The organism is Pinisolibacter sp. DMC19, from assembly GCF_056313985.1.
Window position 1 is genome coordinate 21,313 of the sequence record NZ_JBQUZF010000006.1, and the last position, 24,368, is coordinate 45,680.

Here is a 24,368-nt window from a genome sequence, read left to right on the forward strand (position 1 = left end):
CCGATCCACAATGACTCACGTGAAACCAACCGTTCGGACGACGCGCCGCCGTCTCGAAAGGGCGATTCCGACCGACCGCCTCGTTAACCTTTCGTTAATCTGTCTTTACAAAAGGTTGACGAGATCGCTCGAAGATCGTGCCTGTGGACGAGGAGTCGACGATCCGCGCCCGACCGACCTTTCGTCCACCGCGACGATCAGACACCCCCGTTCGGCTCTCGCCGTTCGTCCCTGTTGATCGAATTGCACGAAGGGGAGAGAGTGACCCGCGCCGGGTCGCCGACGCCGATTTCTCCACCGTTGCCCGCCGCCTGGGGACAGTTGCGTGAACACATCCTCCAAGTTCTTTCATCTGCATCTGATTTCGGATTCAACCGGCGAGACGCTGATCACCGTCGCGCGCGCCGCCGCCGCTCAGTACGAGGCGATCGAGCCGATCGAGCACATCCATCCGCTGATCCGCGTCGACCGCCACCTCGACAAGGCGCTGGTCGAGATCGAGCAGTTTCCCGGCATCGTGCTCTACACGCTGGTGAACCCGGAGCTCTCCGCCCGGCTCGAGCGTTTCTGCCGCGATCAGGGCCTGCCCTGCGTCTCGGTGCTGAGCCCGGTGCTCGACATCTTCCGCTCGTTCCTCAACGTGACCGAGAGCGCGCGCGTCGGTGCCCAGCACTCGCTCGATGCCGATTATTTCAAGCGCATCGAGGCGATGAACTTCACCATGGCGCACGACGACGGCCAGCTGCCGCACGACCTCGACGAGGCCGACGTCGTCATCCTCGGCGTGTCGCGCACCTCGAAGACCCCGACCTCGATCTATCTGGCGAACCGCGGCATCAAGACCGCCAACATCCCGATCGTGCCGGAGATCCCGCCGCCGCCGTCGCTCTTCACCATCACCCGGCCGCTGGTCGTGGGCCTGATCGCCAGCCCCGACCGCATCGCCCAGATTCGCGAGAACCGCGTGCTGGCGATGGGGTCGAAGTCCTTCGACACGACCTATGTCGACCGGCCGTCGATCGCCGCCGAGCTCGGCCTGATGCGGCGCCTCTGCGCCGATCGCGACTGGCCGGTGATCGACGTCACCCGTCGTTCGATCGAAGAGACCGCCGCCGCCATCATCAATCTGCTGCGCGACCATCGCCGCGGCTGAACCCGGATCCCATGACCGAGACCCTCGTCCTCGCCTCGCGCAGCCGCTCGCGCATCGCCCTTCTCGACGGCGCCGGCCTCGCCTTCGCCGCCGAACCCTCCGATGTCGACGAACGCGCGGTGGAGGCGCCGCTGCTTTCCGCCGGTGCCGATCCGGGCGCCATCGCGCTGCATCTCGCCGAGGCCAAGGCGCTCGACGTCGCGGCCCGCCGCCCCACCGATCTGGTGCTCGGCTGTGACCAGACCCTCGGCCTCGACGGCGAACGCTTCGTCAAGCCGGAGAACCGCGACGAAGGCCGCCGCCAGCTCGAACGTCTGCGCGGGCGGACCCACGAACTCCATTCGGCGCTGGTGCTCGCCCGCGGGTCGACGGTCGTCTGGCGTCACGTCTCGGTCGCTCGCATGACCATGCGCGCCTTCTCCGACGCCTTCCTCGACAGCTACTGCGCCACCGTCGGCGACGCCGTGCTCTCCTCGGTCGGCTGCTATCAGCTGGAGGGTCCGGGCATCACGCTGTTCGAGGCGATCGACGGCGACTACTTCACCATCCTCGGCCTGCCGCTCCTGCCGCTCCTCGCCGAGCTGCGCCGCACGGGACACCTCACCGCATGATCGACGCTCCCGCTCCCAAGGCCTTCGTCATCGGCTGGCCGATCGCCCAGTCGCGCTCGCCGCTGATCCACGGCCACTGGCTGGCGACGCTGGGTCTCGAAGGCTCCTACGAGAAGATCCCCGTGTCCCCGGAGAACGTGGAGAACTTCCTGCGGAATCTCCCCACCTCCGGCTTCGTCGGCGGCAATGTCACGGTTCCGCACAAGGAGATCGCCTATCGGATCGCTTCCGAAAGGGATGTGGTCGCGGAGGCGACCGGCGCGGTGAACACCCTGTGGACCGACAGTGGACGGATCTGCGGCGCCAACACCGACGCCCCCGGCTTCATCGCCAATCTCGACGACCGCGCCCCCGGCTGGGACGCCCGCCCCGGCGACGCCGTCGTGCTCGGCGCCGGGGGGGCGGCTTCCGCCGTCGCCTGGGGCCTGAAGAACCGCGGCTTCCGCGTCCGCCTGGTCAATCGCACCCTCGCCCGCGCCGAGGCGCTCGCCGCCCGCTTGGGCGGCGAGATCTCCGCGCATGGTTGGGACGAGGTGCCGAAGCTCCTTTCCGAGGCGCGTCTCCTCGTCAACACCACCTCGCTCGGCATGACCGGCAAGGACGACATGACGATCGACCTCGCGCCGCTCGCCGACGGCACGCTCGTCACCGACATCGTCTACGTGCCGCTGGTGACGCCGCTCCTCGCCGCGGCGCAGGCGCGCGGCCTGCCGATCGTCGACGGTCTCGGCATGCTGCTGCACCAGGCCGTCCCCGGCTTCGAACGCTGGTTCGGCCGCCGCCCGACGGTGACGCCGGAACTGCGCCGTCTGATCCTCGCCGATCTCGGAGTGGTCGTATGATCGTCCTCGGTCTCACCGGCTCGATCGGCATGGGCAAGTCGACGACCGCCGATCTCTTCCGCGCCGCCGGCGTCCCCGTGCACGACGCCGATGCGACCGTCCATACGCTCTACGCCAACGAGGCCGTGGCGCCGATCGAGGCGGCCTTCCCCGGCACCACGGTCGACGGCCGCGTCGACCGCGCCGCGCTCGGCGCCCGGGTTCTCGGCGACGACGCGGCGGTGAAGCGGCTCGAGGCGATCGTCCACCCGTTGGTGCGCGCCGCCGAACTGCGGTTTCTCGCCGCCGAGCAGGCCAGGGGCCGCGCCGTCGTCGTCCTCGACATTCCGCTGCTCTTCGAGACCGGCGGCGAGGCTCGCGTCGACGCCGTCGTCACCGTCACTGCCCCGGCCGAGACCCAGCGCGCCCGCGTTCTCGCCCGCCTCGGCATGACGCCGGAGAAGTTCGACCAGATCCTCGCCCGCCAGCTTCCCGATGACGAGAAGCGGCGGCGCTCGCATTTCCTCGTCGACACCGCCCGCGGCATCGACCCGGCGCGGGCCCAGGTCGAGGGCATCCTGCGCGCTTGCCGGGGGATGACGGGCAGCATCGCGACCTCGAGGCTTGAAGCGGCGGCGGCGAGCTGATTCCATGGCGCCCGATCCGGGAGAGCCACCTTGCGCGAGATCGTCTTCGATACCGAAACCACGGGCTTCGACCCCCGCACCGGCGACCGCGTCGTCGAGATCGGCTGCGTCGAACTGGTCAACCACATCGTCTCGGGCCAGACCTTCCACGTCTACATCAACCCGGAACGGTCGATGCCGCGCTCGGCCTTCGAGGTTCACGGCCTCTCCGACGAGTTCCTCGCCGACAAGCCGAAGTTCGCCGAGATCGCGAACGACTTCCTCGCCTTCGTCGGCGACGCCCGCCTCGTCGCCCACAACGCCGAGTTCGACTTCAAGTTCATCAACGCAGAATTCGCTCGCCTCGGGCTGCCGCCGCTCGGGCCCGATCGCATGGTCGACACGCTGGCGCTGGCCAAGCGGCGCCATCCCGCCGGCCCCAACTCGCTCGATGCGCTGTGCTCGCGCTACGGCATCGACAACTCCCGCCGCGAGAAACACGGCGCTTTGCTCGACAGCGAGCTTCTGGCCGAGGTCTACGTCGAGTTGCTCGGCGGCCGTCAGGCGGCCCTCGGCCTCGTCACCGACGAGCCCGGCCGCAACCGCCGCGCCGACGGCAGCCGGGCGTCGCGGACCGGCCCGCGCGTCCGCCCCGTCCCTCTCGCCCCGCGGCTCGAACCCGAAGCCGACGCCGCCCACCGCGCCTTCGTCGCCAAGATGGGCGACAAGGCGCTGTGGTCGGAATATGCCGACCTCGACCTGCCCGCCGCCGGCGAGGCGTGAGATCTGTCCGACACGGGTTCCGAAACGAAGAAGGCCCCGGATCGCTCCGGGGCCTTCGTGCATTTCGGTCGCGAGCGCCTGACGTCAGTTGACGTTGGCGGCGGCGCGGGCCGCGTTCTGCTGATAGAGCGCGACGAAGTCGATCGGGTCGAGCAGCAGGGGCGGGAAGCCGCCGTTGCGGGTCGCCTCGGCGAGGATCTGGCGCGCGAAGGGGAAGAGCAGGCGCGGGCACTCGATCAGCACGAAGGGATGGAGGTGGTCTTCCGGCACGTTCTGGATGCGGAAGAGGCCGGCATAGAGCAGCTCGACGGCGAAGAGCACGTTCTCGCCCGACTTGCCGGTGGCTTCGATCTTCAGCTCGACCTCGAACTCGGTCGCCGACAGCGGCTGGGCGCCGACGTTGACGTTGATCTCGATCTGCGGACCCTCCGGCTGCGGCGCCAGCGAGTTCGGGGCGTTCGGGTTCTCGAAGGAGAGATCCTTGACGTACTGCACGAGCACGTTCAGGGAGGGGGCCTGGGCCTGCGCCTCGGCGCCGTTTTCTTCGCTCATCGCATGTCTCCGGAATGGCCGGACGCCGGTCCGGGCCGAAAGGGTGGGGCTTGGCTAGCATGGGGCGAACGCGCGAACAAGTCGCGACGCTGCGACTTCCGCGCCTCTACCCCTCGAACATGGGGCTGGGAGTTGCTAGATAAGGAGAAACGTGTCGAAAGAACCGTCGCCGCGCCTCCTGCCGGCGAGTCGCCGAGGATCGGATCGAAATGCGCCTGGATGTCTATACCATCGTGTTCTTCGCCATTGCGGTGGTGATCTTCGTGCGCCTCTACGGCGTGCTGGGTCAGAAGAACGGGTCGGAACGTCCGCCGTTCCGACTGCCCGACGACACCGACGACGGTACCGCCGGCAACGACAACGTCATCCCGATGCCGCGGCCGAACGATCCCGTCCGCCGCGACGTCGAACCCCTCGCCTCGGCGCCTGCCGTCGAACCCGTGCCCGACACCACCCCCGATACGCCGCTCTCCGCCGCGCTGCGCATGATCGCCTCGTCCGATCGCGCCTTCGATCCGGTCCGCTTCGTCGAGGGCGCCAAGATCGCCTACGAGATGGTCGTCACCGCCTATGCCGCCGGTGATCGCAAGGCGCTGAAGAACCTCCTCTCCAAGGAGGTGATGGACAGCTTCTCCGCCGGCATCGACGCCCGCGAGAAGCGTGGCGAGAAGGTCGACTTCACCTTCGTCGGTCTCGACCGCACCGAGATCGTCGAGGCCGAGGTCGCCGAGGGCGTCGCCCGTCTGACGGTGCGCTTCGCCGCCAAGGTGATCTCGGTGACGACCGCCGCCGACGGCACCGCCGCCGACGGCGACGCCGCCCGTCTCGCCGATCTGGTCGACGTCTGGACCTTCGCCCGCGAGATCCGCTCGTCCGATCCGAACTGGCGTCTGGTCGAAACCCGCGCGGCCGCCTGATCGCCCCAACCCGTCGCCTCGATGCCGCGAGCGGAACGACCGACATGAGCGAAGCGATCGCCGATCTCGTTTCCCTCGCCTTCGCCGATCTCCCCGGCTGGGGCGAGGTGGCGCTCGCACCCGCCTTCGCCGCCTTCCGCCGCGCGGCGCCGCACCGCGTGGCGAAGCCGCCGAAGACCCGCGCCCTCGGCATCGACGGCGCCGCGCTCGCCCGCGTCGCGGCGCTGACGCTCGATCTGCCGGAAACGCTCGACGAGCCTGCCGCCCGCGCCTTCTTCGAAACGCACTTCGCTCCCCGTCGGATCGTGCCGCGCGCGGGGCAACCCTTCCTCACCGGCTATTTCGAGCCCGAGGTCGAGGGTACCCGCCGCAGCGACGACTCGCGCTTCCCGGTGCCGCTTCTCGCGCGCCCCGCCGATCTCGTCGACGTCGACGCGAGCAATCGCCCCGCCGATCTCGATGCGTCCCACGCCTTCGCGCGGCGAGCCGAGGACGGCACCCTTGCCACCTACCCCGATCGTGCCGCGATCGAGGACGGTGCACTCGCCGGTCGCGGGCTCGAACTCGTCCATCTCGCCGATCCGGTCGAGGCCTTCTTCGTCCACGTCCAGGGCTCGGTCCGCGTCCGCCTCGTCGAGGGCGGCGTCATGCGCCTCGCCTATGCCGCCAAGGCCGGCCACCCCTACACGTCGATCGGCAGGCTGGCGATCGAACGCGGCTTGATCCCGGCGGAAGAGATGACGCTCGAGCGCCTGCGCCGTTGGTTGACCGACCACCCGGCCGAGGGCCGCACCCTGATGCGCGAGAACCGCTCCTTCGTCTTCTTCGCCGAGCAGACCGGTCTCGACGACGACCTCGGCGCGGTCGCCGCCTCCGGCGTCCAGCTGACACCCGGCGTCTCGCTCGCCGTCGACTGGACGCTGATGACCTTCGGCACGCCGATCTTCCTCGCCGCCGATCTACCGACCGGCGAGGGCGGTGCGATCGAGCCCTTCCGCCGGCTGATGCTCGCCGAGGACACCGGCTCGGCCATCGTCGGCCCGGCCCGCGGCGACGTCTTCTTCGGCCTCGGTCCCGCCGCCGCCGAAACCGCCGGCCGCATCCGCCACGTTCCCGATGCCTTCGTCGCCCTGGTGCCGAGAGACGGAGGCCGCCCGTGAGCTCGAGCCGCGGCCGTCGCCGCATCCGTCTCCTCGGCGATGACGAGCGCCGCCTCTGGGCCAAGGTGGCCGAGACGGTCGAGCCGCTCGACCCGCGCGCCGCCGCCCGCGCGCTCGCCGAGGCGGCGGAAGAAGCCGCCGAGATACCTGCCGCCGCGCCGCCCCCGGCGGTTGCGCCGGAACCGACGCCCGCGCGCGAACGCATCACGCTGCGCCCGACCGGCCCGACCCGTCGCCAGCCGTCCGGGCGCCTGCCGGTGATTCACGTGAAACACTTCGCCGAGTCGTCGCACCTGCCGCCCGCAGTGGTGGCACCGCCGTCGCTCGAACGCATCGACCATCGCACCAAGCGCCGCCTGCGCAACGGCGCCGTGCCGATCGACGACCGGCTCGATCTCCATGGCATGACGCAGGAGGCGGCCCATTCGGCGCTGCGCGGCTTCCTGACGCTGGCGCGGTCGCGCGGCGCACGCATCGTCCTGGTCATTACCGGCAAGGGCAAGCCGAAGCCCGGAAGCGACCCGCACGACCGCGGCATCCTGCGGCGCGCCGTGCCGCACTGGCTGTCGGATCCGTCTCTGCGCGATTGGGTGATCGGTTTCGAAGAGGCGCATCTGGCGCATGGCGGCGCCGGCGCGATCTATGTGCGGCTGAGGCGCCCGCGGGGCGGGGAGGGGACGGCATGACGCCCTTCGGAGCGAAGGTCCGGCAACTGCGTGACGAGCGCGGCGTGACGCTGAAGGAGATGGCGGGCGCCCTCGGCGTCTCCGCCTCCTATCTCTCGGCGCTCGAACACGGCAAGCGCGGCGTGCCGACCTGGTATCTGGTCCAGCGCATCATCGCCTATTTCAACGTGATCTGGGACGAGGCCGAGGAGCTCCAGCGCCTCGCCGAGGCCTCCGACCCGCGCGTCGTCGTCGACACCTCGGGCCTCGCACCGGAGGCGACGGAACTGGCGAACCTTCTCGCCCAACGCATCCGCGGTCTGTCCAAGGCGTCGCTGAAGGACCTCTCCCACCGCGTGCGCGCGGCGGCGGCCAAGGACGGGGCGTGAGGCGGGCGATCGGTTCGAAGCCGAATCGATCGGCTCCGAATCGATCTCCGCCTCAGAGAATGAACCGACTCAGATCGGTGTTCTTCGCCAGTTCACCGACGTTCTCGCGGACCAGGGCGGCGTCGATGACGATGGTCTCGCCGGAGCGGTCCGGGGCGGTGAAGGAGATCTCGTCGAGGATCCGCTCCATCACCGTCTGCAGCCGCCGCGCGCCGATGTTCTCGACCGTGGCGTTGATCTCGACCGCGACGCCGGCGATCTCCGAGATCGCCTCCGGGGTCACCTCGAGCGTCACGCCCTCCGTCGCCATCAGCGCCACATACTGCTTGATCAGGCTCGCCTCGGTCTCGGTCAGGATGCGCTCGAAGTCTTCCTTCGTCAGCGGCTTCAGCTCGACGCGGATCGGCAGGCGGCCCTGGAGTTCCGGCAGAAGGTCGGCCGGCGTCGCCACGTGGAAGGCGCCGGAGGCGATGAAGAGCACGTGGTCGGTCTTCACCGGCCCGTATTTGGTCGAGACCGTCGTGCCCTCGATCAGCGGCAGCAGGTCGCGCTGCACGCCTTCACGTGAAACGTCGGCGCCGCCGCCGCGCCCCTCGCGGACGCAGATCTTGTCGATCTCGTCGAGGAAGACGATGCCGTTCTCCTCGACCGCGCGGATTGCTTCGGTGACGACGCCGTCCTGATCGACGAGCTTGTCGGATTCCTCGGCGATCAACGGCGCATGGGCCTCGGCGACCGTCACCTTGCGCGTCTTGCGCTGGCCGCCGAAGGCCTTGCCGAAGATGTCGCCGAGGTTCATCACGCCGACCGAGCCGCCGCCGCTCATGCCCGGCAGGTCGAAATTCGGCATGGCGGCGGGCGCCGCCACCTCGATCTCGATCTCCTTGTCGTTCAGTTCGCCGGCCCTGAGCTTGCGGCGGAAACTGTCGCGGGTGGCGGGAGAGGCCGACTTGCCGACCAGCGCGTCGAGCACGCGTTCCTCCGCCGCCATCTCGGCCTTGGCGCGAACCTCGGTGCGCTTGCGCGCCTTGACGATGCCGATGCCGATCTCGACCAGATCGCGGACGATCGAATCGACGTCGCGGCCGACGTAGCCGACCTCGGTGAACTTGGTCGCCTCGACCTTGAGGAAGGGCGCATCGGCGAGCCTGGCGAGGCGACGCGAGATCTCGGTCTTGCCGACGCCGGTCGGGCCGATCATCAGGATGTTCTTCGGCAGCACCTCGTCGCGCAGCGCGCCTTCGAGCTGCTGACGGCGCCAGCGATTGCGCAGCGCGATGGCGACGGCGCGCTTGGCGTCCTTCTGGCCGACGATGTGGCGATCGAGTTCGGAGACGATCTCGCGGGGCGAGAAATTGGTCATGACGCTTGGCCTCGGGGGACGCGGGGAGCGGGGACGACCGCGCGGACCGCGGCCGGAACGAATGTGAGGACGGCCGCGCGCAGCGGCGCCCAGGCGACGGAGAGGCCGAGCACCACGGCCCCGACGAGGCCGACGGTCAGAGCCTCGTCGATCGACCCGGTCCAGCCGGCGCCGCGGATCAACATCAGGATCGAACCGCCGAAATAGACGAGCGCAGAGACGAGCAGGGCGCGGCGGTCGACGACGACGGCGACGAGGGCGATCACCGCGAACATCGCCAGGATCAGCGCCGGCGCCGCGCCGGAGACCGTGCCGAAGCCGGCGCCGAGCAGCGCGGCGAGCGGATGGACGATCAGCGGGGCGGCCAGCACGTGCAGCCAGAAGGCCGTGTCGGTGCGCCGCGTCCGCCTCTCGCGGTCGGAGAGGTCCCATTTCATCGCCAGGGCGAAGACGCCGAGGCCGAGGACGAGACAGATCTCGCCGAAATGCGCATCGAGGAACGGTCGCGCCACGCCGGCGAGGAGACCGACCATCATCGCGATGGCGCCGGCCGCTGCCGCAGCGACCGAGATCGGCACGCCGAAGCGGCGCCAGTGGACATAGCCGCCGATCAGCATGGCGAGGCCGGCGCCGAGCGCCACGAAGGGTCCGCGGGCGTCGCCCGCGATCATGACGCTGCCGCCGCAGGCCGCGACGAAGAGGGCGACCAGCACGATGCTGGGGAAAGCCATGCGCCGGCGCGCGGTGAAGATCTCGGCGAGACCCCAGGCGAGCACGGCGACGGCCGGGCCGGTCGCGATCGGCGCGAACTGGAAGCCGAGGACGACGACCGCGCCGGTGAGGAGCGCGATGCCGAGGGTGACGAAGACGTCGTTGAACGAGGTGACGAAGCGCACGGCCTCCTCGTCGGCGGCGGGCAGCTCCCGTCCGCGCGCCGTGGCGAAGGCGGCGAGCGCCGTCGCGGTGTCGGCCCCGATCACGCCGGCGGCGACCGCCGCATCGAGATCGGCCGGACCGATGGAGAACGCGGGATCGTCGGGCCGAATGCCGCCGTCGCTCATGTCAGATCGTCTCCACGACGACGTTGGTGTTGGTGTAGACGCAGATCTCGGCGGCGATCGCCATCGCCTTGCGCGCGATCACTTCGGCATCGAGATCCTGATCGATCAGCGCCCGCGCCGCCGCCAGAGCATAGGTGCCGCCCGAGCCGATGCCGGCGACGCCGCCTTCCGGCTCCAGCACGTCGCCGTTGCCGGTCAGCACCAGCGTCGTGGTGGCGTCCGCGACGATCATCATGGCTTCCAGCCGGCGCAGATAGCGATCGGTGCGCCAGTCCTTGGCGAGCTCGACGCAGGCGCGGGTCAGCTGACCGGGATATTGCTCGAGCTTCTTCTCCAGCCGCTCGAACAGGGTGAAGGCATCGGCAGTGGCGCCGGCGAAGCCGCCGATCACGTCGCCGCGGCCGATCCGGCGCACCTTGCGGGCGGTGTGTTTGATCACGGTCGCCCCGAGCGTCACCTGCCCGTCGCCGGCGACCACGACCTTGGCGCCCTTGCGGACGGCGACGATGGTGGTTCCGTGCCAGCTCTCGGGGGAGGAAGCGGTGGGCGTGGTCATGGGGGGCTCCGGGGGTCTCGGGGGCGCGGATCGCGTCGCGGTTCGTCTCATGTAGGCGTCCCGGCGGACAATGCAAATGGGGGCACGAGACGGCTCGGGCGGGCGGTGGCTGCGGGCCCTCGGATGCCCGCCCCAAATCGACGCCCGCGGTTTCTCACATGCTGAGAAAAGTCAATGAAACCAAATGGATGAACGATGAACCAGATCGTCTCGCATCCGATTCGAACGGCGCCGAATCGATCTCACCCGATCAGCCGGCTGACCAGCTTGGCGGTGTAGTCGACCATCGGCACGATGCGGCCGTAGTGGAGCCGCGTCGGGCCGATGACGCCGAGCACGCCGACGACGCGGGCCTCGGCGTCGCGATAGGGCGCCAGCACCAGCGACGACCCCGACAGCGAATGCAGCTTCGCCTCCGAGCCGATGAAGATGCGCACGCCCTCGCCGCGCTCGGCGTCGCCGAGCAGCTCGATCAGGTCGCGGTTGCGCTCGAGGTCGTCGAAGAGCGAGCGGATGCGCTCGAGGTCTTCGGCGGCGCGGAGATCGTCGAGCAGATTGGCGCGACCGCGCACGATCAGCTGCTGCGGCCGGCCCTCCGCCGCCTCGCCCCAGGTGGCGAGCCCGTCCTCGACGACGCGGGCGGTCAGGTCGTCGAGTTCCGCCTGCCGTTCGCCCTGGAGGCGTTCGAGTTCGGCCCGCGCCTCGGTGAGCGTCCGGCCGCGGATGGTACGGTTGAGATAGTTGGTCGCCTCGACCAGCGCCGAGGGCGGCAGGCCGAGCGGCAGCTCGACGACGCGGTTTTCGACTGATCCGTCCTCGCCGACCAGCACGACGAGGCCGCGCGTCGGCTCGAGCCGGACGAATTCGATGTGCTTCAGTCTGAGATCGGCCTTGTGGGCGAGCACCAGACCGGCGCCGCGCGTGAGGCCGGAGAGCATCTGGCTCGCCTCGGTCAGCACCTCTTCCGGCGTGCGGCCGGCGGCGCGGATCTCGGCCTCGATGCGGCGGCGTTCGCCCTCGCCGAGATCGCCGATCTCGAGCATCGCATCGACGAAGAAGCGCAGCCCGCTCTCGGTCGGCAGCCGGCCGGCCGAGGTGTGCGGGGCGAAGATCAGGCCGGCCTGTTCGAGATCGGCCATGACGTTGCGCACCGAGGCCGGCGACAGCGCCATCGGCAGCAGTTTCGAGATGTTGCGCGAGCCGACCGGTTCGCCGGTGTCGAGATAGCCCTCGACGATGCGTCGGAAGATCTCGCGCGAGCGCTCGTCGAGCTGGGCGAGGCTGCCGGCACCGGCGGCGATCGGCGGTTGGGTGAGGAACGGCGGCTGGGCCATGCTGAATCCGTCGACCCGTCGATCGGGCCGTGGCCTCGATCGTACATCACGGTGGCGGCCGATCAATCGTCCCGCGATCCCGATCGGCCTTTACCTCTGCCCCCCGGCGGGATACGGGAGACCTACGAAACGACGAACGAACGAAAGAAGATCATGCGCCCGTCCAAACGCGCCGCCGACGAACTGCGCTCCGTCAGCCTCGAGCGCGGCGTCGCCAAACACGCCGAGGGCTCCTGCCTGGTGAAGTTCGGCGACACCCACGTGCTCTGCACCGCCAGCCTCGAGGACAACGTGCCGGGCTGGCTGCGCGGCCAGCGCCGCGGCTGGGTCACCGCCGAATACGGCATGCTGCCGCGCGCCACCCACGACCGCATGCGTCGTGAGGTCAATGCCGGCAAGCCCTCGGGCCGCACCCACGAGATCCAGCGCCTGATCGGCCGCAGCCTGCGTGCCGTGGTCGATCTCCAGGCGCTCGGCGAGCGCCAGATCACCGTCGACTGCGACGTCATCCAGGCCGACGGCGGCACCCGCACCGCCTCGATCACCGGTGCCTGGATCGCGCTGCACGACTGTCTCGCCTGGATGAAGGCGCGCGACATGGTCAAGGGCGAGGTCCTCAAGGACCACATCGCGGCGATCTCCTGCGGCATCTATCGCGGCACCCCGGTGCTCGACCTCGACTATGCCGAGGATTCCAACGCCGAGACCGACGCCAACTTCGTCATCACCGGCGCCGGCGGCATCGTCGAGATCCAGGGCACGGCGGAGGGCAAGCCCTTCACCCGCGCCGAGCTCGACGCGCTGCTCGGCCTCGCCGAAAAGGGCGTCGGCGAGCTCGTCGCCCTGCAGAAGACCATCATCGGCTGAGCGCGATCGCTCGGCCCGGAGAGGGAGGATCGTCCATGACCCCACGTCGTCTCGAAGGCGGCCGGATCGTCGTCGCCACCCACAACAAGGGCAAGCTCGCCGAGATCCGCGATCTGCTCGCCCCGCACGGCATCGATGCCGTGTCGGCGGGCGAGCTCGACCTGCCCGAGCCGGAGGAGACCGGCGAGACCTTCGAGGCCAACGCGGCCCTGAAGGCGCTGTCGGCGGCCCTCGCCTCGGGCCTGCCGGCGCTCGCCGACGACAGTGGCCTCTGCGTCGCCGCGCTCGGCGGTCAGCCGGGCATCTTCTCGGCGCGCTGGGCCGGCGAGGACAAGGACTTCGCCCGCGCCATGCGCAACATCGAAGAGATGCTGGCGCAGTCGGGCAGCACCGATCGCGCCGCGCATTTCGTCGCAGCCCTCTGCCTCGCCTGGCCCGACGGTCACACCGAGACGGTGCGCGGCGAGGTCCACGGCACGCTGGTCTGGCCGCCGCGGGGCGACGCCGGCTTCGGTTACGACCCGATGTTCCTGCCCGAGGGCGAGAGCCGTACCTTCGGCGAGATGTCGGCCGAGGAGAAGCACGGGCTGAAGCCGGGCGAGACCGGGCTTTCGCACCGGGCACGCGCCTTTTCCGCCTTCGCCGCGCGTTGTCTCTGACGAGCTGCCGGGCAATCATCGCGCGGCGGCAGGACGGAGAGCGATTCGCTTTCGTGACGGGCTGCCGAAGGAGACGGGAATGGCGGGTCTCGATCAGGGCTTCGGCATCTACGTGCACTGGCCCTTCTGCGCATCCAAGTGCCCCTATTGCGACTTCAACAGCCACGTCCGCCTCGGTGGCGTCGATCAGGCGCGTTACGGTCGGGCGCTGGTGCGCGAACTCGAGCATTTCGCCGCCCGCACCCCCGGTCGCCGCGTCTCCTCGGTGTTCTTCGGCGGCGGCACGCCGTCGTTGATGGAGCCGAAGACGGTCGAGACCGTGCTCGGCGCGATCGCCCGGCTGTGGAGCGTCGACACCGACGCCGAGATCACCCTCGAGGCCAATCCGAACTCGGCCGATGCCGCCAATTTCGCGGCTTACGCGACGGCCGGCGTCAACCGTCTGTCGCTCGGCGTCCAGGCGCTCGACGACCGTGATCTCAAGCGTCTGGGCCGCCTCCACGACGTCGCCGAGGCGCTCGACGCCATCGCGCTCGCCCGCGCCCATTTCCCGCGCATGTCCTTCGACATGATCTACGCCCGGCCCGATCAGACGGTCGAGGCGTGGCGCGAGGAGCTGAAGGCGGCGCTCGATCTCGCCGTCGACCATCTCTCGGTCTACCAGCTGACCATCGAGGAGGAGACGCGCTTCGCCGATCTCCACCGTGCCGGAAAGCTGATCCTGCCCGACATGGACCTCGCCGCCGATCTCTGGGAAGCGACCCGCGAGACGCTGGAAGCCGCGGGCATGCCGGCCTACGAGACCTCCAACCACGCCCGTCCAGGCGCCGAGAGCCGGCACAACCTGGTCTACTGGCGCTACGGCGAATATGTCGGCGTCGGCGCCGGTGCCCACGGCCGCATCGTCGAGGCGGGCGAACGCCGCGCCACCGCGACCGAGAAGAACCCGGAGAAGTGGTTGCGTCTGGTGGAAGCCCACGGCAACGCGCTCGACACCGACGAGCTGCTGACCCGCGAGGAACAGGGCGACGAATATCTGCTGATGGGCCTGCGCCTGACCGAAGGCATCGATCTCGACCGCTGGGAGGACATCTCCGGCCGCGTGCTCGATCCGGCGCGTCTCGCCGACCTCGAGGCCCACGGCATGGTCGAACAGATCACCCTCGGCAACGCCCGCCGCGTCCGCGCGACGAAGGACGGCGCGGCGGTTCTCGACGCGGTGGTGGCCGATCTGGCGGCTTGAGAGCGTGGGCTGCCGGGCGTCGCCCGGCGCGTCCTCACGTCCCCGGCGCGAACTGCTTCGGGGCGGGCGAGATCGCGCGGGCGGTGCCGCCGCCGACCTCCATCACCGCGAGGCCGCGCTCCGAGGTGCCGTCGGCACGGAAACGGAAGAGGCCGGTCACGCCGAGGAAGCCGTTGCGCGACAGCAGCACGTCGTCGCGGAAGGGGCGCGAGCCGGCGTTGCGCACCAGACCGGCCGCCAGGAACACCGCCTCGTAGCCGAGGATGGCGAGCGGGCCGGGCGAGCCGTAGGCGGCCTGATAGCGCGCGCGGAAACCGTCGGCCGACTGCGGATCGACCGCCGGGAACCAGCCGCCGGCGAGCGCCGGGGCGGCGAGGCTCGCCGGGTCGTTCCAGCGGCCCGAGCCGAGGAACTTGACGCGCGACCGGTCGAGACCGGCCGAGACCATCGCCTGGATCACGGTGGCGGCGTTGGAGCCGGCATCGGGGACGAAGACGGAATCGATCTGCTGGCCGAGCTTGGCGATGGTCGCCGCCTTCACCTGCATGTCGGCCGGATCGCCCTTGTAGCGCTCGACCGCCATGACGCGGATGCCCGAGCGCGCCGCCTGTTCGCGGAACGCCGCCTCGACCACCACGCCGTAGGCGTCGTCGGGGACGATCGCCGCCATCGACTTGCGGTTCTGCGCGCCGGCATAGGAGACGATGCGCTCGACGTCGGCCGACGGCAGGAAGCCGATCAGGTAGACGCCGCGCGTCGCCACCGTCGTGTCGGTGGTGAAGGTGACGATCGGCACGCCGGCCGCCCGCGCCGGCTCGCTCGCGCCGCGCGCGGCGACCGCGTTGAGCGGGCCGATCAACAGCTGGGCGCCCTGCGAGATCGCCTCCGAGGCGGCGGCCTTGCCGCCCTCGGTGGTGCCCGCGTCGTCCTTGATCAGGATGGTGATGTCGGCGCCCGGAAAGTCCTTCAGCGCCAGTTCGGCGGCGTTGCGCAGCTGGCCGGCGATCTGCGCCGACTGGCCGCCGGCCGACTTCGGCAGGATCAGGCCGATGCGGACGGAGCCGGTGCCGATCATGTCGCCACTGGCGGGCAGGGCCGCGCCCGGTGTAGCTTCGGCGAAACCGCCCCCGCCGGTACCACCGGAGAGGTTGGAACCGCAGCCGGTGAGCGCGAACGCGGAAGCACCGCCGACGGCGGCGGTGACGAAGCCTCGGCGGGTCGCGAGGAAGGGGGCATTGCGCGGCAAGGAGGAACACCTCTCGTCGGTCGATGTCGGCCACTCGACGCATGGCACGCGATCGCGGCGAATTTTGGCCTCGCGAGCGGCACAAGTCAAAGCGTCACCACGCGATTTCCTGCCGACCGCGCGTTTGGGCCGCGTCTCCGCCCGTTTTTTCCCCGTTTCTGTCCGGATCACCCCATGACCACCGACGACGAATTCCCGCCCGACGATCGCGCCGACGCGCCGCGCGGGACCGCCTCCTTCCGCATCGACGCCACCGTCTTTCCCGCGACCCGTCCGACGCCCGGCCTGCACGTGGTGGCGACCCCCATCGGCCGCCTCGTCGACGTGACGCTGCGCGCCCTCGAGACGCTCGCCGCCGCCGATCTCGTGGTCTGCGAGGACACCCGGGTCACCCGCGTGCTGCTCGACCGCTACGGCATCCGCGCGCATCTCGTCTCCTACAACGACCACAATGCCGCCGAGCGCCGCCCGCGCATCCTCGCCGCCCTCGAGGAGGGCAAGGTGGTGGCGCTGGTCTCCGACGCCGGTACGCCACTGGTCTCCGACCCCGGCTACAAGCTGGTCGCCGAGACGATCGCCGCCGGCCATCGGGTGATCCCGGTGCCCGGTGCCTCGGCACTGCTGACCGCGCTGGTGGCGAGCGGCCTGCCGTCGGACGCCTTCCTCTTCGCCGGCTTCCCGTCGCCGAAACGCGAGGCCCGCCGCCATCGTTTCGAGGAACTCGCCCGCGTGCCGGCGACGCTGGTCTTCTACGAGAGCCCCCACCGCCTCGCCGAATGCCTGGCGGACGCCGCCGCCGTCTTCGGCCCGGCGCGTGCCGGCGTCATGGCGCGCGAGCTGACCAAGACCTTCGAGGAAGTGGTGCGCGCGCCGCTCGGCGAACTGGCCGAGACCTTCGCCGCCCGCACCGTCAAGGGCGAGGTCGTCGTTCTCGTCGGTCCACCGGCGGCGGAAGAGGCGACCGAGGCCGACGTCGACGCCATGCTGCGCGCCGCCCTCGCCCGTCAGGCCCCCGGCAAGGCGGTGGCCGAGGTGGCGCGGCTGACCGGCGCCGACCGCAAGGCGCTCTACGAACGCGCCATGGCGATCAAGGCGGAGGGCTGACGCCCATGGCGCGGCGCGGCACCGAGGAGCGCAGGCAGGCCTATGGCCTCGGCCTTTCCGCCGAGGCCCGCGCCGCCTGGCTGTTGCGGCTGAAGCTCCACGCCATCCTCGCCCGCCGCTGGCGCTGCCGCCTCGGCGAGATCGATCTGGTGGCGAAACGCGGCCGCACGCTGGTCTTCGTCGAGGTCAAGGCGCGCGGATCGGTCGCAGCCGCGATCGACGCCGTCGGCCCGACGGCGCGGGCCCGCATCCTCGCCGCCGCCGATCTCTGGGTCGTCGCCCACCCGCATCACGCCGATCTCGACCGTAGATTCGACATCGTCGCGGTTGTCCCCGGCCGTTGGCCGACCCATGTCAGCGATGCGTTCCGCGCCGACGACCTCGACCTCCCCCGTCGTCGGCGATGACACGTCCCCGCCACCGCGCTAGAACTCGGTCGGCCCCGCGCTCACCCGGAAGGATACCGAGCCGCATGTCTCTCGACGTCGCCGTCCAGATGGACCACATCGCCACGATTCGCGTCGCCGGCGATTCCACCTTCGCCCTGCTGCTCGAAGCCCAGGCGCGCGGGCATCGCCTGTGGCACTACACCCCCGATCGCCTCGCGCTGCGCGACGGCCGCGTCTCCGCCGGGGTCGAGCGTCTCGAGGTCCGCGACGTGGCCGGAGACCACTACACGCTCGGCGCCGTCGAACGGGTCGATCTCTCCCGCTTCGACACGATCCTGCTGCGCCAGGATCCGCCCTTCGACCTCAACTACGTCACCACGACGCACATGCTGGAGCGCGTGCATCCGAAGACGCTGGTGGTCAACGATCCGGCCTCCGTCCGCAACGCGCCGGAGAAGATCTTCGTCACCGAATTCCCCGACCTGATGCCGCCGACGCTGATCACCCGAGATGCCGAGGAGATCCGCGCCTTCCGCGCCGAGCACGGCGACATCGTGATGAAGCCGCTCTACGGCCACGGCGGTTCGGCGGTGTTTCGCGTGAAACGCGAGGACGAGAACTTCGGTTCGCTGATGGACATGTTCGCCACCACCTGGCGCGAGGCCTGGGTGATCCAGCGCTATCAGAACGAGGTCCGCCAGGGCGACAAGCGCATCATCCTGGTCGACGGCGAGTTCGCCGGCGCCGTCAATCGCGTCCCGGCCGCCGACGATCTGCGCTCCAACATGGTGCGCGGCGGTCAGGCGGCGGCGACCGATCTGACCCCGCGCGAACGCGAGATCTGCGAGCGGATCGGGCCGGCCTTGCGCGAGCGCGGCCTGATCTTCGTCGGCATCGACGTGATCGGCGACTGGCTCACCGAGATCAACGTCACCTCGCCGACCGGCATCCGCGCCATCCGTCGCCTCGGCGGCCCCGACATCGCGGCCCTGGTCTGGGACCGGATCGAGGCCAAGATCGCCGCCGCCCGCGCCTGAGGAGAGCCCCTTGCCGCCCGCAGCCCGCCCGTCGTCCCGCCTGTTCGCCGCATCGCTCGCCCTCGGCCTCCTCGCCGGCGGGCATGCCGCGGCGGCGGCCGATCGCTTCGTGATCATCGCCCCGACGGCGGGCAGCGAGTTCCACGAGGCGGTCGCGGAGGGCTGCCGGGTCGCGGCGGCGAAGCTCGGCGGTGCCGAATGCACCATGCTGGCGCCGGGCCCGAACGAGCCGCGCAGTCAGGGCCGGATCATCGCCGATCTCGTCGCCGAGAAGGTCGCCGGCATCGCCGTGTCGCCCGCCTCGCTCTCCGACGTCCAGCCTGCGGTCGTCGCGGCGCGCGCCGCCGGCGTCCCGGTCGTCGCCTACGATGCCGACCTGCCGGCCGCGACCCGCGACGCCTTCGTCGGGTCGGATGCCCGCGACTTCGGCCGCGCGCTGGGCGCCTCGTTGAAGCGCTGGCGGCCGACCGGCGGCCTCTATGCCGTGATCACCGGCGACGCCGCCTCGCCGGTGCTGGTCGATCGCCTCGCCGGCGTACGCGACGCGCTCGGCGGCGACTGGCGCGAGATCCCGGCCTCGCCGATCGCCACCGCGGCCGAGGCCCGCGTCGCCGCCCAGGCGGTCGACCGCGTGATCCTCGAACATCCCGAACTCGACGCGGTGGTCTCGATCGGCGCCTGGCCGCTGCTCGACGAGGCAGTGTGGCGCGAGATCGCCGGCCGTCACAAGGATCGTCTCGACCGCGCCAAGCCGATCCTGGTCGTCGCCGACGCGCTGCCGCTGGAGAAGCGGTTGGTGCGCGACGGACTCGCCCATGTCCTCGTCGGCCAGCGCCCGGCCGAGATGGGCGCGCGCATCGCCGAGATGCTCGCCGCCCGCCGCAAGGGCAAGCCGATCGCCGAAGTGGTCTATGTCGGCTTCGACGTCTTCACCCGCCGCGACCTTCTGGCCAAGCCCGACTGATCGCCGGCTCCGTTCCGGCGATGTTCGCATGAAACAACCTGGGAGACGTGGCGATCGTCGACGGGTTGCAATCGTTCGCGAAATGTTCCATGCTTCTCGTGCAAGGAGCGGAACATGGTCGCGAGAGTCACCACCGTCGCGTTTCAGGGCGTCGAGGCCGTTCCGGTCGACGTCCAGGTCCAGATCACGGCGGGCAATCCGACCTTCGCGCTGGTCGGTCTGCCCGACAAGACGGTGGGCGAGAGCCGCGAGCGCATCCGCGCCGCCCTCTTCGCCGCCGGCCTCGCCCTGCCGCAGCGGCGCATCACCGTCAATCTCGCCCCCGCCGACCTGCCCAAGGAGGGCAGCCACTACGATCTGCCGATCGCGCTCGCCATCATGTCGGCGATCGGCGCCATGCCCGGCGATCAGCTCGGCGAGCACGTCGCCCTCGGCGAACTGGCGCTCGACGGCACCATCGCCACGGTCAACGGCGTCCTGCCCGCGGCGATCGCCGCCAGCGCGCTGGGCAAGGGGCTGATCTGCCCGGCCGAGAGCGGCTCGGAGGCCGCCTGGGCGAGCCCCGATCTCGCCATCGTCGCCGGCCGCAGCCTCGCCCAGCTCGCCAACCACTTCAAGGGAACCCAGGTCCTCTCCCGCCCCGCCCCCAAGGTGCGCGAGCCGGCGACCGATCTGCCCGACCTCGCCGACGTCCGCGGCCAGGAGAGCGCCAAACGGGCGCTCGAGGTCGCCGCCGCCGGCGGCCACAACCTGCTGATGGTCGGTCCGCCCGGCTCCGGCAAGTCGATGCTCGCCGCCCGCCTGCCCTCGATCCTGCCGCCGCTCGCCCCCCGCGAACTGCTCGAAGTGTCGATGATCGCCTCGATCGCCGGCGAACTCGCCGACGGTCGGCTGACCGACCGTCGGCCCTTCCGCGCGCCCCACCATTCCGCCTCGATGGCGGCGCTGGTCGGCGGCGGCATCCGGGCGCGGCCGGGCGAGATCTCGCTCGCCCACAACGGCGTGCTCTTCCTCGACGAGTTGCCGGAGTTCGCGCCGCAGGTGCTCGACGGCCTGCGCCAACCGCTGGAGACGGGGGAAGTGGTGATCGCGCGCGCCAACCATCGCGTCGCCTATCCCGCGCGCATCCAGCTGATCGCGGCGATGAACCCCTGCCGCTGCGGCCACGCCGGCGAACCCGGCCATACCTGTCGCCGCGGCGCGCGCTGCGCCGAGGACTATCAGGCCCGCCTCTCCGGACCGCTGCTCGATCGCATGGACATGCGGGTCGAGGTCGGTGCCGTCTCCGCCGCCGATCTCTTCCTGCCGGCGTCGCGCGAGGGCTCGCGCGACGTCGCCGCCCGCGTCGCCCGGGCGCGGGAGCGCCAGCTGTCGCGGTTCGCCGCGCGCGGCCTCGACGGTCTGCGCACCAATGCCGACATCCCCGCCGCCCTGGTGGAAGAGCTGGTCGATCTCGAACCCGGCGCCCGTCGGCTGCTGACCGAGGCGACGGACGGTCTGCGGCTCTCGGCCCGCGCCTGTCATCGCGTCCTCAAGGTCGCTCGCACCCTCGCCGATCTCGAGGACGCGCCGCGCGTCACCCGGCTGCATCTCGCCGAAGGCTTCGCCTATCGCCGCGCCGGCGAGCGTCTGGCCGGCGCCGCCTGAGGCGCCGCCGCACGACGAAGCCGCCGCCGATCGATCGGATCGGCCCCTCGACTCGGCTCCCCGCCGCGCCGGGGCCGATTTGCTCGTGGAAAACCCCCGCCGCCGGTGGAAAACCGCCGCGCCCGCCCGCGCGTCAAACCTTTCGCAACGCCTGCCGGCGATGATCGCGGCAGGCACGCCGAAGACGGCGGCGCGCCCGTCGCGCGACGACGCGCCCGCGGTTCTCTTCCGCGGTCGTGTGGGACCCGACCTCGACCCTCTTCGCGGCGGACCAGCGATGATCGACACCCCTCCCGGATCGGCCCGAGCCGACGCCTCGCCGAAATTCCGCCACGGCCATCTCCGTCACGCCGGCTTCGTGCTCCTGGCGATCGCGCTGGCGACCGTCGCCGCCGTCGCCGATGCCGAATTCGCCCGCGATCTGGTCATCGTCGCCGCCGTCGCCGCGGCACTGGCGGTGATCGTCGACCGCCTCAACCCGGTCGCCGAGACGCCTGCCGAGGGTGCCGCCGCGCCCGCGACGCCGTCCGCCGACCCGGTCGATGCCGACGCCCGCGCCCATTTCCTGACGCTCGCCGCCCACGAGATCCGCACGCCGCTGACCGGCATCCTCGGTCTCGCCGACCTGCTCGGCGAGACGAGCCTCACCGCCGAACAGACGGCCTATGTCCGTGCGCTGCGCTCCTCCGGCACCGCGCTGCTCGGGCTCGTCGACGGCTATCTCGACCTCTCCCGTCTCGAGGCCGGCCATGTCGAGCCGCGCCCGGTGCCGACCGCGCTCGAGGCGGTGGTCGAGGAGGTGGTCGAGCTGCTGGCGCCGCCCTGTCAGGCCAAGGGGCTGGAACTGGTCGGCCATGTCGCGTCTTCCGCCTCCGCCCCCGTCGCCGTCGATCCGCTGCTGCTGCGCCAGGTGCTGATCAACCTCGCCGGCAACGCGGTGAAGTTCACCGAGACCGGCGGCGTCGCCATCGAGGTCGAACGGGTCGAGAAAGGCGTGCTGTTCCGCGTCCGCGACACCGGCATCGGCATCGATCCGGCCGAGGCCTCGCGCATCTTCGACGCCTGGGCCCGGGTCGAGGCCGAGGGCGAACCCGCCCGCGGCGGCACCGGTCTCGGTCTCGCCATCGCCCGCGGCATCGTCGACGGCATGGGCGGCCGCATCGCGCTCGCTTCCAGACCCGGCGAAGGCTCGACCTTCTCCTTCGTACTCGATCTCCCCGCCGTCGGTCCCGCCGCCGAGCCCGAACGACCGCTGCGCGGCCGCCGCGTCGCCCTCGTCTCGCGCGCCGGCGTCGAGCCGCCGCTGCTGGTGCGCCGGCTCCATGCGCTCGGCGCCGAGGCCTGGCTGGTCGAGGACGTCGCCGCGCTCGGCGGTCGCGACGGTTTCGACGTCGTGCTGATCGATGGCCACGGCGGGGTCGATCCCGCCGCCGTGCTGGACGACCTGCGGGCGAGCGGCATCGCCGCTCCCGCGGTGGTCATGGTGCCGCCGACCGGTCGTTCGGCGCTGCCCTCGCTTCGGGCCGCCGGCTTCGCCGCCCATCTCGTCCGCCCGGTCCGCGCCGCCTCGCTCGTCCGCGTCGTCGCCCTCGCCGTCGAGGACCGCGGCCGCACGATCGTGCGTCCGGCCGCGCCAGCGACCTCCGGCTTCGACGTGCTGCTGGTCGACGACAACGAGATCAACGCGCTGCTCGGTCGCGCCGCGCTCGAACACGCCGGCCACCGCGTCGCCGTCGCCGGCGAGGGTGCCGCCGCCGTCGAGCGGGCCGAACGCGCCCGCGCCGAGGGGCACCCCTTCGACGTCGTGCTGATGGACCTCCACATGCCCGGCCTCGACGGTTTCGCCGCCATCCGCGCGCTGCGCGCCGGCGAACCGGAGGAGGGCCCGCGCGCCCTCGTCGTGGCGCTGACCGCCGACGCCACCCCGGCCGCCGCCGAACGCGCCGCCGCCGCCGGCGCCGACGCCACCATGGTCAAGCCGATCGATCGCGATCGGCTCGCCGCCCTGTTCGCCCGTCGCGCCGACTGCCTCGCCGGCCGTCGCGCCGCCGGCTGAGCCGGACCGTCATCGATCCTTCGCGGAACCGTCACGCCGGTGTTGCCCCGGCGTGGTCAGACGACAACATGCCGACGGACCGGCGCGCGCCGGTCGACGTCGGGCATGCTCCGTCTCGATAGGGTCGCCCATGTTCCGCGCCTCCGCCTCCACGGCTTCGCCCATTCCGCTGCTCGGCCGCATCGGCGCTCCCCGCCGCCTGCCCGCCGGTCGCATCGACGTGCTGCCGGGCATCGGTCTGCGGCTGCCGGTCGGCCCTCTCGGCGGCATGCGCGGCCAGGCGCCGCTCGGTCGTATCGGCAGCCTCGAGGCGCGCCTCGCCCGCACCGTCGGCGAGGTCAAGCGGGCGCAGGAACTGCGCTACCGCGTCTTCTACGAAGAAATGTCGGCGGTGCCCGACATGTGGACGTCGATGACCCGCCGCGATGCCGACGACTTCGACGCGATCTGCGACCACATCCTGGTGCTCGACCACGACGCGCCGGAATCCAAGCCCTTCGGCAAGACCCGCCCGCGCATCGTCGGCACCTACCGCGTCCTGCGCCGCTCGGTCGCCGAGCGCCACGACGGCTTCTATTCGGCCGGCGAATTCGACGTTCAGCCGCTGCTCGACGCCCGTGCCGATCTCGAGTTCCTGGAGCTCGGCCGCTCCTGCGTGCTGCCGCAGTGGCGCGCCAAGCGGACGCTCGAACTGCTGTGGCAGGCGATCTGGGTCTATGTCCGCCGTCACCGCATCGACGCGATGATCGGTTGTGCCAGCCTCGAGGGCACCGACCCGTCGCGCCTCGCCCTGCCGCTGTCCTTCCTGCATCACCACTTCGCAGCCGGCGCCGACTGGGCCGTCCGCGCCCTGCCCGAGCGCTACGTGACGATGGACCGCCTGTCGAAGGAGGCGATCGACCCGCGCGGCGCCATGCGCTCGCTGCCGCCGCTGCTCAAGGGCTACCTCAAGCTCGGCGCCAAGATCGGCGAGGGCGCGGTGATCGACCACCAGTTCGGCACGACGGACGTCTTCGTCATCATGCCGGTGGCCGAGATCGCCAAGCGCTGGGTCGACTTCTTCGACGTCGCCCAGCCGGCGGCGTGAGACCTTTGCGGATCGAACGGCGGCCGTTTCGTCTCGTGATCCATCGTTCGGCTTCATGTTGAGGTGCCCGACCGGAGG

At 71.0% G+C, this 24,368-nt stretch carries 25 protein-coding genes; 19 read left to right on the forward strand and 6 right to left on the reverse strand.

The window, feature by feature from the left end:
- Positions 1–325 precede the first annotated feature (325 nt).
- Genes ACT53U_RS15095 through dnaQ form a run of 5 tightly spaced genes read left to right on the forward strand, consistent with a single transcriptional unit; the run spans position 326 to position 3,994 of the window.
- On the forward strand, positions 326–1,153 hold the full coding sequence (locus tag ACT53U_RS15095) for a pyruvate, water dikinase regulatory protein (RefSeq protein WP_476156411.1): 828 nt from the start codon (positions 326–328) through the stop codon (positions 1,151–1,153).
- 11 nt (positions 1,154–1,164) lie between these two features.
- Positions 1,165–1,764: a Maf family protein gene (locus ACT53U_RS15100; protein ID WP_476156413.1), complete on the forward strand. Its 600-nt coding sequence runs from the start codon at positions 1,165–1,167 to the stop codon at positions 1,762–1,764.
- Positions 1,761–2,606 carry a shikimate dehydrogenase gene (locus tag ACT53U_RS15105; RefSeq protein WP_476156415.1) on the forward strand — a complete coding sequence of 282 codons (846 nt, stop codon included), beginning with the start codon at positions 1,761–1,763 and terminating at the stop codon, positions 2,604–2,606. Before ACT53U_RS15100 ends, ACT53U_RS15105 begins: the two co-directional genes overlap by 4 nt.
- The gene (gene coaE, locus ACT53U_RS15110) at positions 2,603–3,232 is read left to right on the forward strand and encodes a dephospho-CoA kinase (protein ID WP_476156417.1); all 630 of its coding nucleotides are present in this window, start codon (positions 2,603–2,605) and stop codon (positions 3,230–3,232) included. Before ACT53U_RS15105 ends, coaE begins: the two co-directional genes overlap by 4 nt.
- Positions 3,233–3,262: 30 nt before the next feature.
- Positions 3,263–3,994: a DNA polymerase III subunit epsilon gene (gene dnaQ, locus ACT53U_RS15115; RefSeq protein WP_476156419.1), complete on the forward strand. Its 732-nt coding sequence runs from the start codon at positions 3,263–3,265 to the stop codon at positions 3,992–3,994.
- 84 nt (positions 3,995–4,078) lie between these two features.
- Here the strand turns inward: dnaQ and secB are convergent, their stop codons facing one another.
- Positions 4,079–4,546 (reverse strand): protein-export chaperone SecB, encoded by a 468-nt coding sequence (gene secB / locus ACT53U_RS15120; RefSeq protein ID WP_476156420.1) that lies wholly within the window; start codon positions 4,544–4,546, stop codon positions 4,079–4,081.
- Positions 4,547–4,755: 209 nt separating this feature from the next.
- Between secB and ACT53U_RS15125 the strand changes: the two genes are divergently transcribed.
- The 4 genes from ACT53U_RS15125 to ACT53U_RS15140 are packed head-to-tail and all read left to right on the forward strand — an operon-like array spanning position 4,756 to position 7,677.
- Entirely contained in the window at positions 4,756–5,463 is a 708-nt protein-coding gene (locus ACT53U_RS15125; protein WP_476156422.1) for a Tim44/TimA family putative adaptor protein, read from the forward strand.
- A gap of 44 nt (positions 5,464–5,507) precedes the next feature.
- Entirely contained in the window at positions 5,508–6,623 is a 1,116-nt protein-coding gene (gene mltA / locus ACT53U_RS15130) for a murein transglycosylase A (protein ID WP_476156424.1), read from the forward strand.
- Positions 6,620–7,309, forward strand: a complete 690-nt coding sequence (locus tag ACT53U_RS15135) for a Smr/MutS family protein (RefSeq protein ID WP_476156426.1) — start codon at positions 6,620–6,622, stop codon at positions 7,307–7,309. The genes mltA and ACT53U_RS15135 overlap by 4 nt, the downstream gene beginning before the upstream one ends.
- Positions 7,306–7,677 carry a helix-turn-helix domain-containing protein gene (locus ACT53U_RS15140; RefSeq protein ID WP_476156428.1) on the forward strand — a complete coding sequence of 124 codons (372 nt, stop codon included), beginning with the start codon at positions 7,306–7,308 and terminating at the stop codon, positions 7,675–7,677. Before ACT53U_RS15135 ends, ACT53U_RS15140 begins: the two co-directional genes overlap by 4 nt.
- Positions 7,678–7,729: 52 nt before the next feature.
- Here the strand turns inward: ACT53U_RS15140 and hslU are convergent, their stop codons facing one another.
- The 4 genes from hslU to hrcA all read right to left on the reverse strand — a co-directional run bounded on the left by hslU (position 7,730) and on the right by hrcA (position 11,991).
- Positions 7,730–9,040: an ATP-dependent protease ATPase subunit HslU gene (gene hslU / locus ACT53U_RS15145; RefSeq protein ID WP_476156429.1), complete on the reverse strand. Its 1,311-nt coding sequence runs from the start codon at positions 9,038–9,040 to the stop codon at positions 7,730–7,732.
- Entirely contained in the window at positions 9,037–10,101 is a 1,065-nt protein-coding gene (locus ACT53U_RS15150) for a hypothetical protein (RefSeq protein WP_476156432.1), read from the reverse strand. Before ACT53U_RS15150 ends, hslU begins: the two co-directional genes overlap by 4 nt.
- 1 nt (position 10,102) lies before the next feature.
- On the reverse strand, positions 10,103–10,657 hold the full coding sequence (gene hslV, locus ACT53U_RS15155) for an ATP-dependent protease subunit HslV (RefSeq protein WP_476156434.1): 555 nt from the start codon (positions 10,655–10,657) through the stop codon (positions 10,103–10,105).
- Positions 10,658–10,899: 242 nt separating this feature from the next.
- On the reverse strand, positions 10,900–11,991 hold the full coding sequence (hrcA, locus tag ACT53U_RS15160) for a heat-inducible transcriptional repressor HrcA (protein ID WP_476133883.1): 1,092 nt from the start codon (positions 11,989–11,991) through the stop codon (positions 10,900–10,902).
- Positions 11,992–12,144: 153 nt separating this feature from the next.
- On the opposite strand from hrcA, the gene rph reads away from it, so the two are divergent.
- The 3 genes from rph (at position 12,145) to hemW (ending at position 14,760) form a co-directional block, all read left to right on the forward strand.
- The gene (rph, locus tag ACT53U_RS15165) at positions 12,145–12,858 is read left to right on the forward strand and encodes a ribonuclease PH (RefSeq protein ID WP_476156436.1); all 714 of its coding nucleotides are present in this window, start codon (positions 12,145–12,147) and stop codon (positions 12,856–12,858) included.
- A gap of 35 nt (positions 12,859–12,893) precedes the next feature.
- Entirely contained in the window at positions 12,894–13,517 is a 624-nt protein-coding gene (rdgB, locus tag ACT53U_RS15170) for an RdgB/HAM1 family non-canonical purine NTP pyrophosphatase (protein ID WP_476156438.1), read from the forward strand.
- Between the two features lie 79 nt (positions 13,518–13,596).
- Positions 13,597–14,760: a radical SAM family heme chaperone HemW gene (gene hemW, locus ACT53U_RS15175; RefSeq protein WP_476156440.1), complete on the forward strand. Its 1,164-nt coding sequence runs from the start codon at positions 13,597–13,599 to the stop codon at positions 14,758–14,760.
- Between the two features lie 34 nt (positions 14,761–14,794).
- Here hemW and ACT53U_RS15180 read toward each other — a convergent pair whose 3' ends face one another.
- On the reverse strand, positions 14,795–16,006 hold the full coding sequence (locus tag ACT53U_RS15180; RefSeq protein ID WP_476156442.1) for a penicillin-binding protein activator: 1,212 nt from the start codon (positions 16,004–16,006) through the stop codon (positions 14,795–14,797).
- A gap of 174 nt (positions 16,007–16,180) precedes the next feature.
- Here ACT53U_RS15180 and rsmI point away from each other — a divergent pair, with 174 nt between their 5' ends.
- From rsmI to olsB, 7 genes are all read left to right on the forward strand, one after another.
- Positions 16,181–17,110, forward strand: coding sequence for a 16S rRNA (cytidine(1402)-2'-O)-methyltransferase (rsmI, locus tag ACT53U_RS15185; RefSeq protein ID WP_476156444.1), 930 nt, complete (start codon positions 16,181–16,183; stop codon positions 17,108–17,110).
- A gap of 5 nt (positions 17,111–17,115) precedes the next feature.
- On the forward strand, positions 17,116–17,517 hold the full coding sequence (locus ACT53U_RS15190) for a YraN family protein (protein ID WP_476156445.1): 402 nt from the start codon (positions 17,116–17,118) through the stop codon (positions 17,515–17,517).
- 65 nt (positions 17,518–17,582) lie between these two features.
- Positions 17,583–18,536, forward strand: a complete 954-nt coding sequence (gene gshB, locus ACT53U_RS15195; protein ID WP_476156447.1) for a glutathione synthase — start codon at positions 17,583–17,585, stop codon at positions 18,534–18,536.
- Between the two features lie 10 nt (positions 18,537–18,546).
- A complete protein-coding gene (locus ACT53U_RS15200; protein ID WP_476156449.1) occupies positions 18,547–19,500 on the forward strand; it encodes a substrate-binding domain-containing protein in 954 nt (317 codons plus the stop codon).
- Positions 19,501–19,614: 114 nt separating this feature from the next.
- Complete coding sequence (locus tag ACT53U_RS15205; RefSeq protein WP_476156451.1) at positions 19,615–21,147, forward strand: YifB family Mg chelatase-like AAA ATPase; 1,533 nt, start codon at positions 19,615–19,617, stop codon at positions 21,145–21,147.
- A gap of 277 nt (positions 21,148–21,424) precedes the next feature.
- Complete coding sequence (locus tag ACT53U_RS15210; RefSeq protein ID WP_476156453.1) at positions 21,425–23,203, forward strand: ATP-binding protein; 1,779 nt, start codon at positions 21,425–21,427, stop codon at positions 23,201–23,203.
- A gap of 130 nt (positions 23,204–23,333) precedes the next feature.
- Positions 23,334–24,290: a l-ornithine N(alpha)-acyltransferase gene (gene olsB / locus ACT53U_RS15215; protein WP_476156455.1), complete on the forward strand. Its 957-nt coding sequence runs from the start codon at positions 23,334–23,336 to the stop codon at positions 24,288–24,290.
- Positions 24,291–24,368: the final 78 nt, after the last annotated feature.

Coding starts and splice junctions, on each gene's coding strand:
- hslV (WP_476156434.1), bottom strand. CDS start 10,657: ATGACCACGCCCACCGCTTCCTCCCCCGAGAGCTGGCACGGAACCACC.
- ACT53U_RS15190 (WP_476156445.1), top strand. CDS start 17,116: ATGGCGCGGCGCGGCACCGAGGAGCGCAGGCAGGCCTATGGCCTCGGC.
- ACT53U_RS15150 (WP_476156432.1), bottom strand. CDS start 10,101: ATGAGCGACGGCGGCATTCGGCCCGACGATCCCGCGTTCTCCATCGGT.
- hslU (WP_476156429.1), bottom strand. CDS start 9,040: ATGACCAATTTCTCGCCCCGCGAGATCGTCTCCGAACTCGATCGCCAC.
- rph (WP_476156436.1), top strand. CDS start 12,145: ATGCGCCCGTCCAAACGCGCCGCCGACGAACTGCGCTCCGTCAGCCTC.
- hemW (WP_476156440.1), top strand. CDS start 13,597: ATGGCGGGTCTCGATCAGGGCTTCGGCATCTACGTGCACTGGCCCTTC.
- ACT53U_RS15100 (WP_476156413.1), top strand. CDS start 1,165: ATGACCGAGACCCTCGTCCTCGCCTCGCGCAGCCGCTCGCGCATCGCC.
- ACT53U_RS15105 (WP_476156415.1), top strand. CDS start 1,761: ATGATCGACGCTCCCGCTCCCAAGGCCTTCGTCATCGGCTGGCCGATC.
- mltA (WP_476156424.1), top strand. CDS start 5,508: ATGAGCGAAGCGATCGCCGATCTCGTTTCCCTCGCCTTCGCCGATCTC.
- coaE (WP_476156417.1), top strand. CDS start 2,603: ATGATCGTCCTCGGTCTCACCGGCTCGATCGGCATGGGCAAGTCGACG.
- gshB (WP_476156447.1), top strand. CDS start 17,583: ATGTCTCTCGACGTCGCCGTCCAGATGGACCACATCGCCACGATTCGC.
- ACT53U_RS15125 (WP_476156422.1), top strand. CDS start 4,756: ATGCGCCTGGATGTCTATACCATCGTGTTCTTCGCCATTGCGGTGGTG.
- ACT53U_RS15210 (WP_476156453.1), top strand. CDS start 21,425: ATGATCGACACCCCTCCCGGATCGGCCCGAGCCGACGCCTCGCCGAAA.
- hrcA (WP_476133883.1), bottom strand. CDS start 11,991: ATGGCCCAGCCGCCGTTCCTCACCCAACCGCCGATCGCCGCCGGTGCC.
- olsB (WP_476156455.1), top strand. CDS start 23,334: ATGTTCCGCGCCTCCGCCTCCACGGCTTCGCCCATTCCGCTGCTCGGC.
- rsmI (WP_476156444.1), top strand. CDS start 16,181: ATGACCACCGACGACGAATTCCCGCCCGACGATCGCGCCGACGCGCCG.
- secB (WP_476156420.1), bottom strand. CDS start 4,546: ATGAGCGAAGAAAACGGCGCCGAGGCGCAGGCCCAGGCCCCCTCCCTG.
- ACT53U_RS15205 (WP_476156451.1), top strand. CDS start 19,615: ATGGTCGCGAGAGTCACCACCGTCGCGTTTCAGGGCGTCGAGGCCGTT.
- ACT53U_RS15140 (WP_476156428.1), top strand. CDS start 7,306: ATGACGCCCTTCGGAGCGAAGGTCCGGCAACTGCGTGACGAGCGCGGC.
- rdgB (WP_476156438.1), top strand. CDS start 12,894: ATGACCCCACGTCGTCTCGAAGGCGGCCGGATCGTCGTCGCCACCCAC.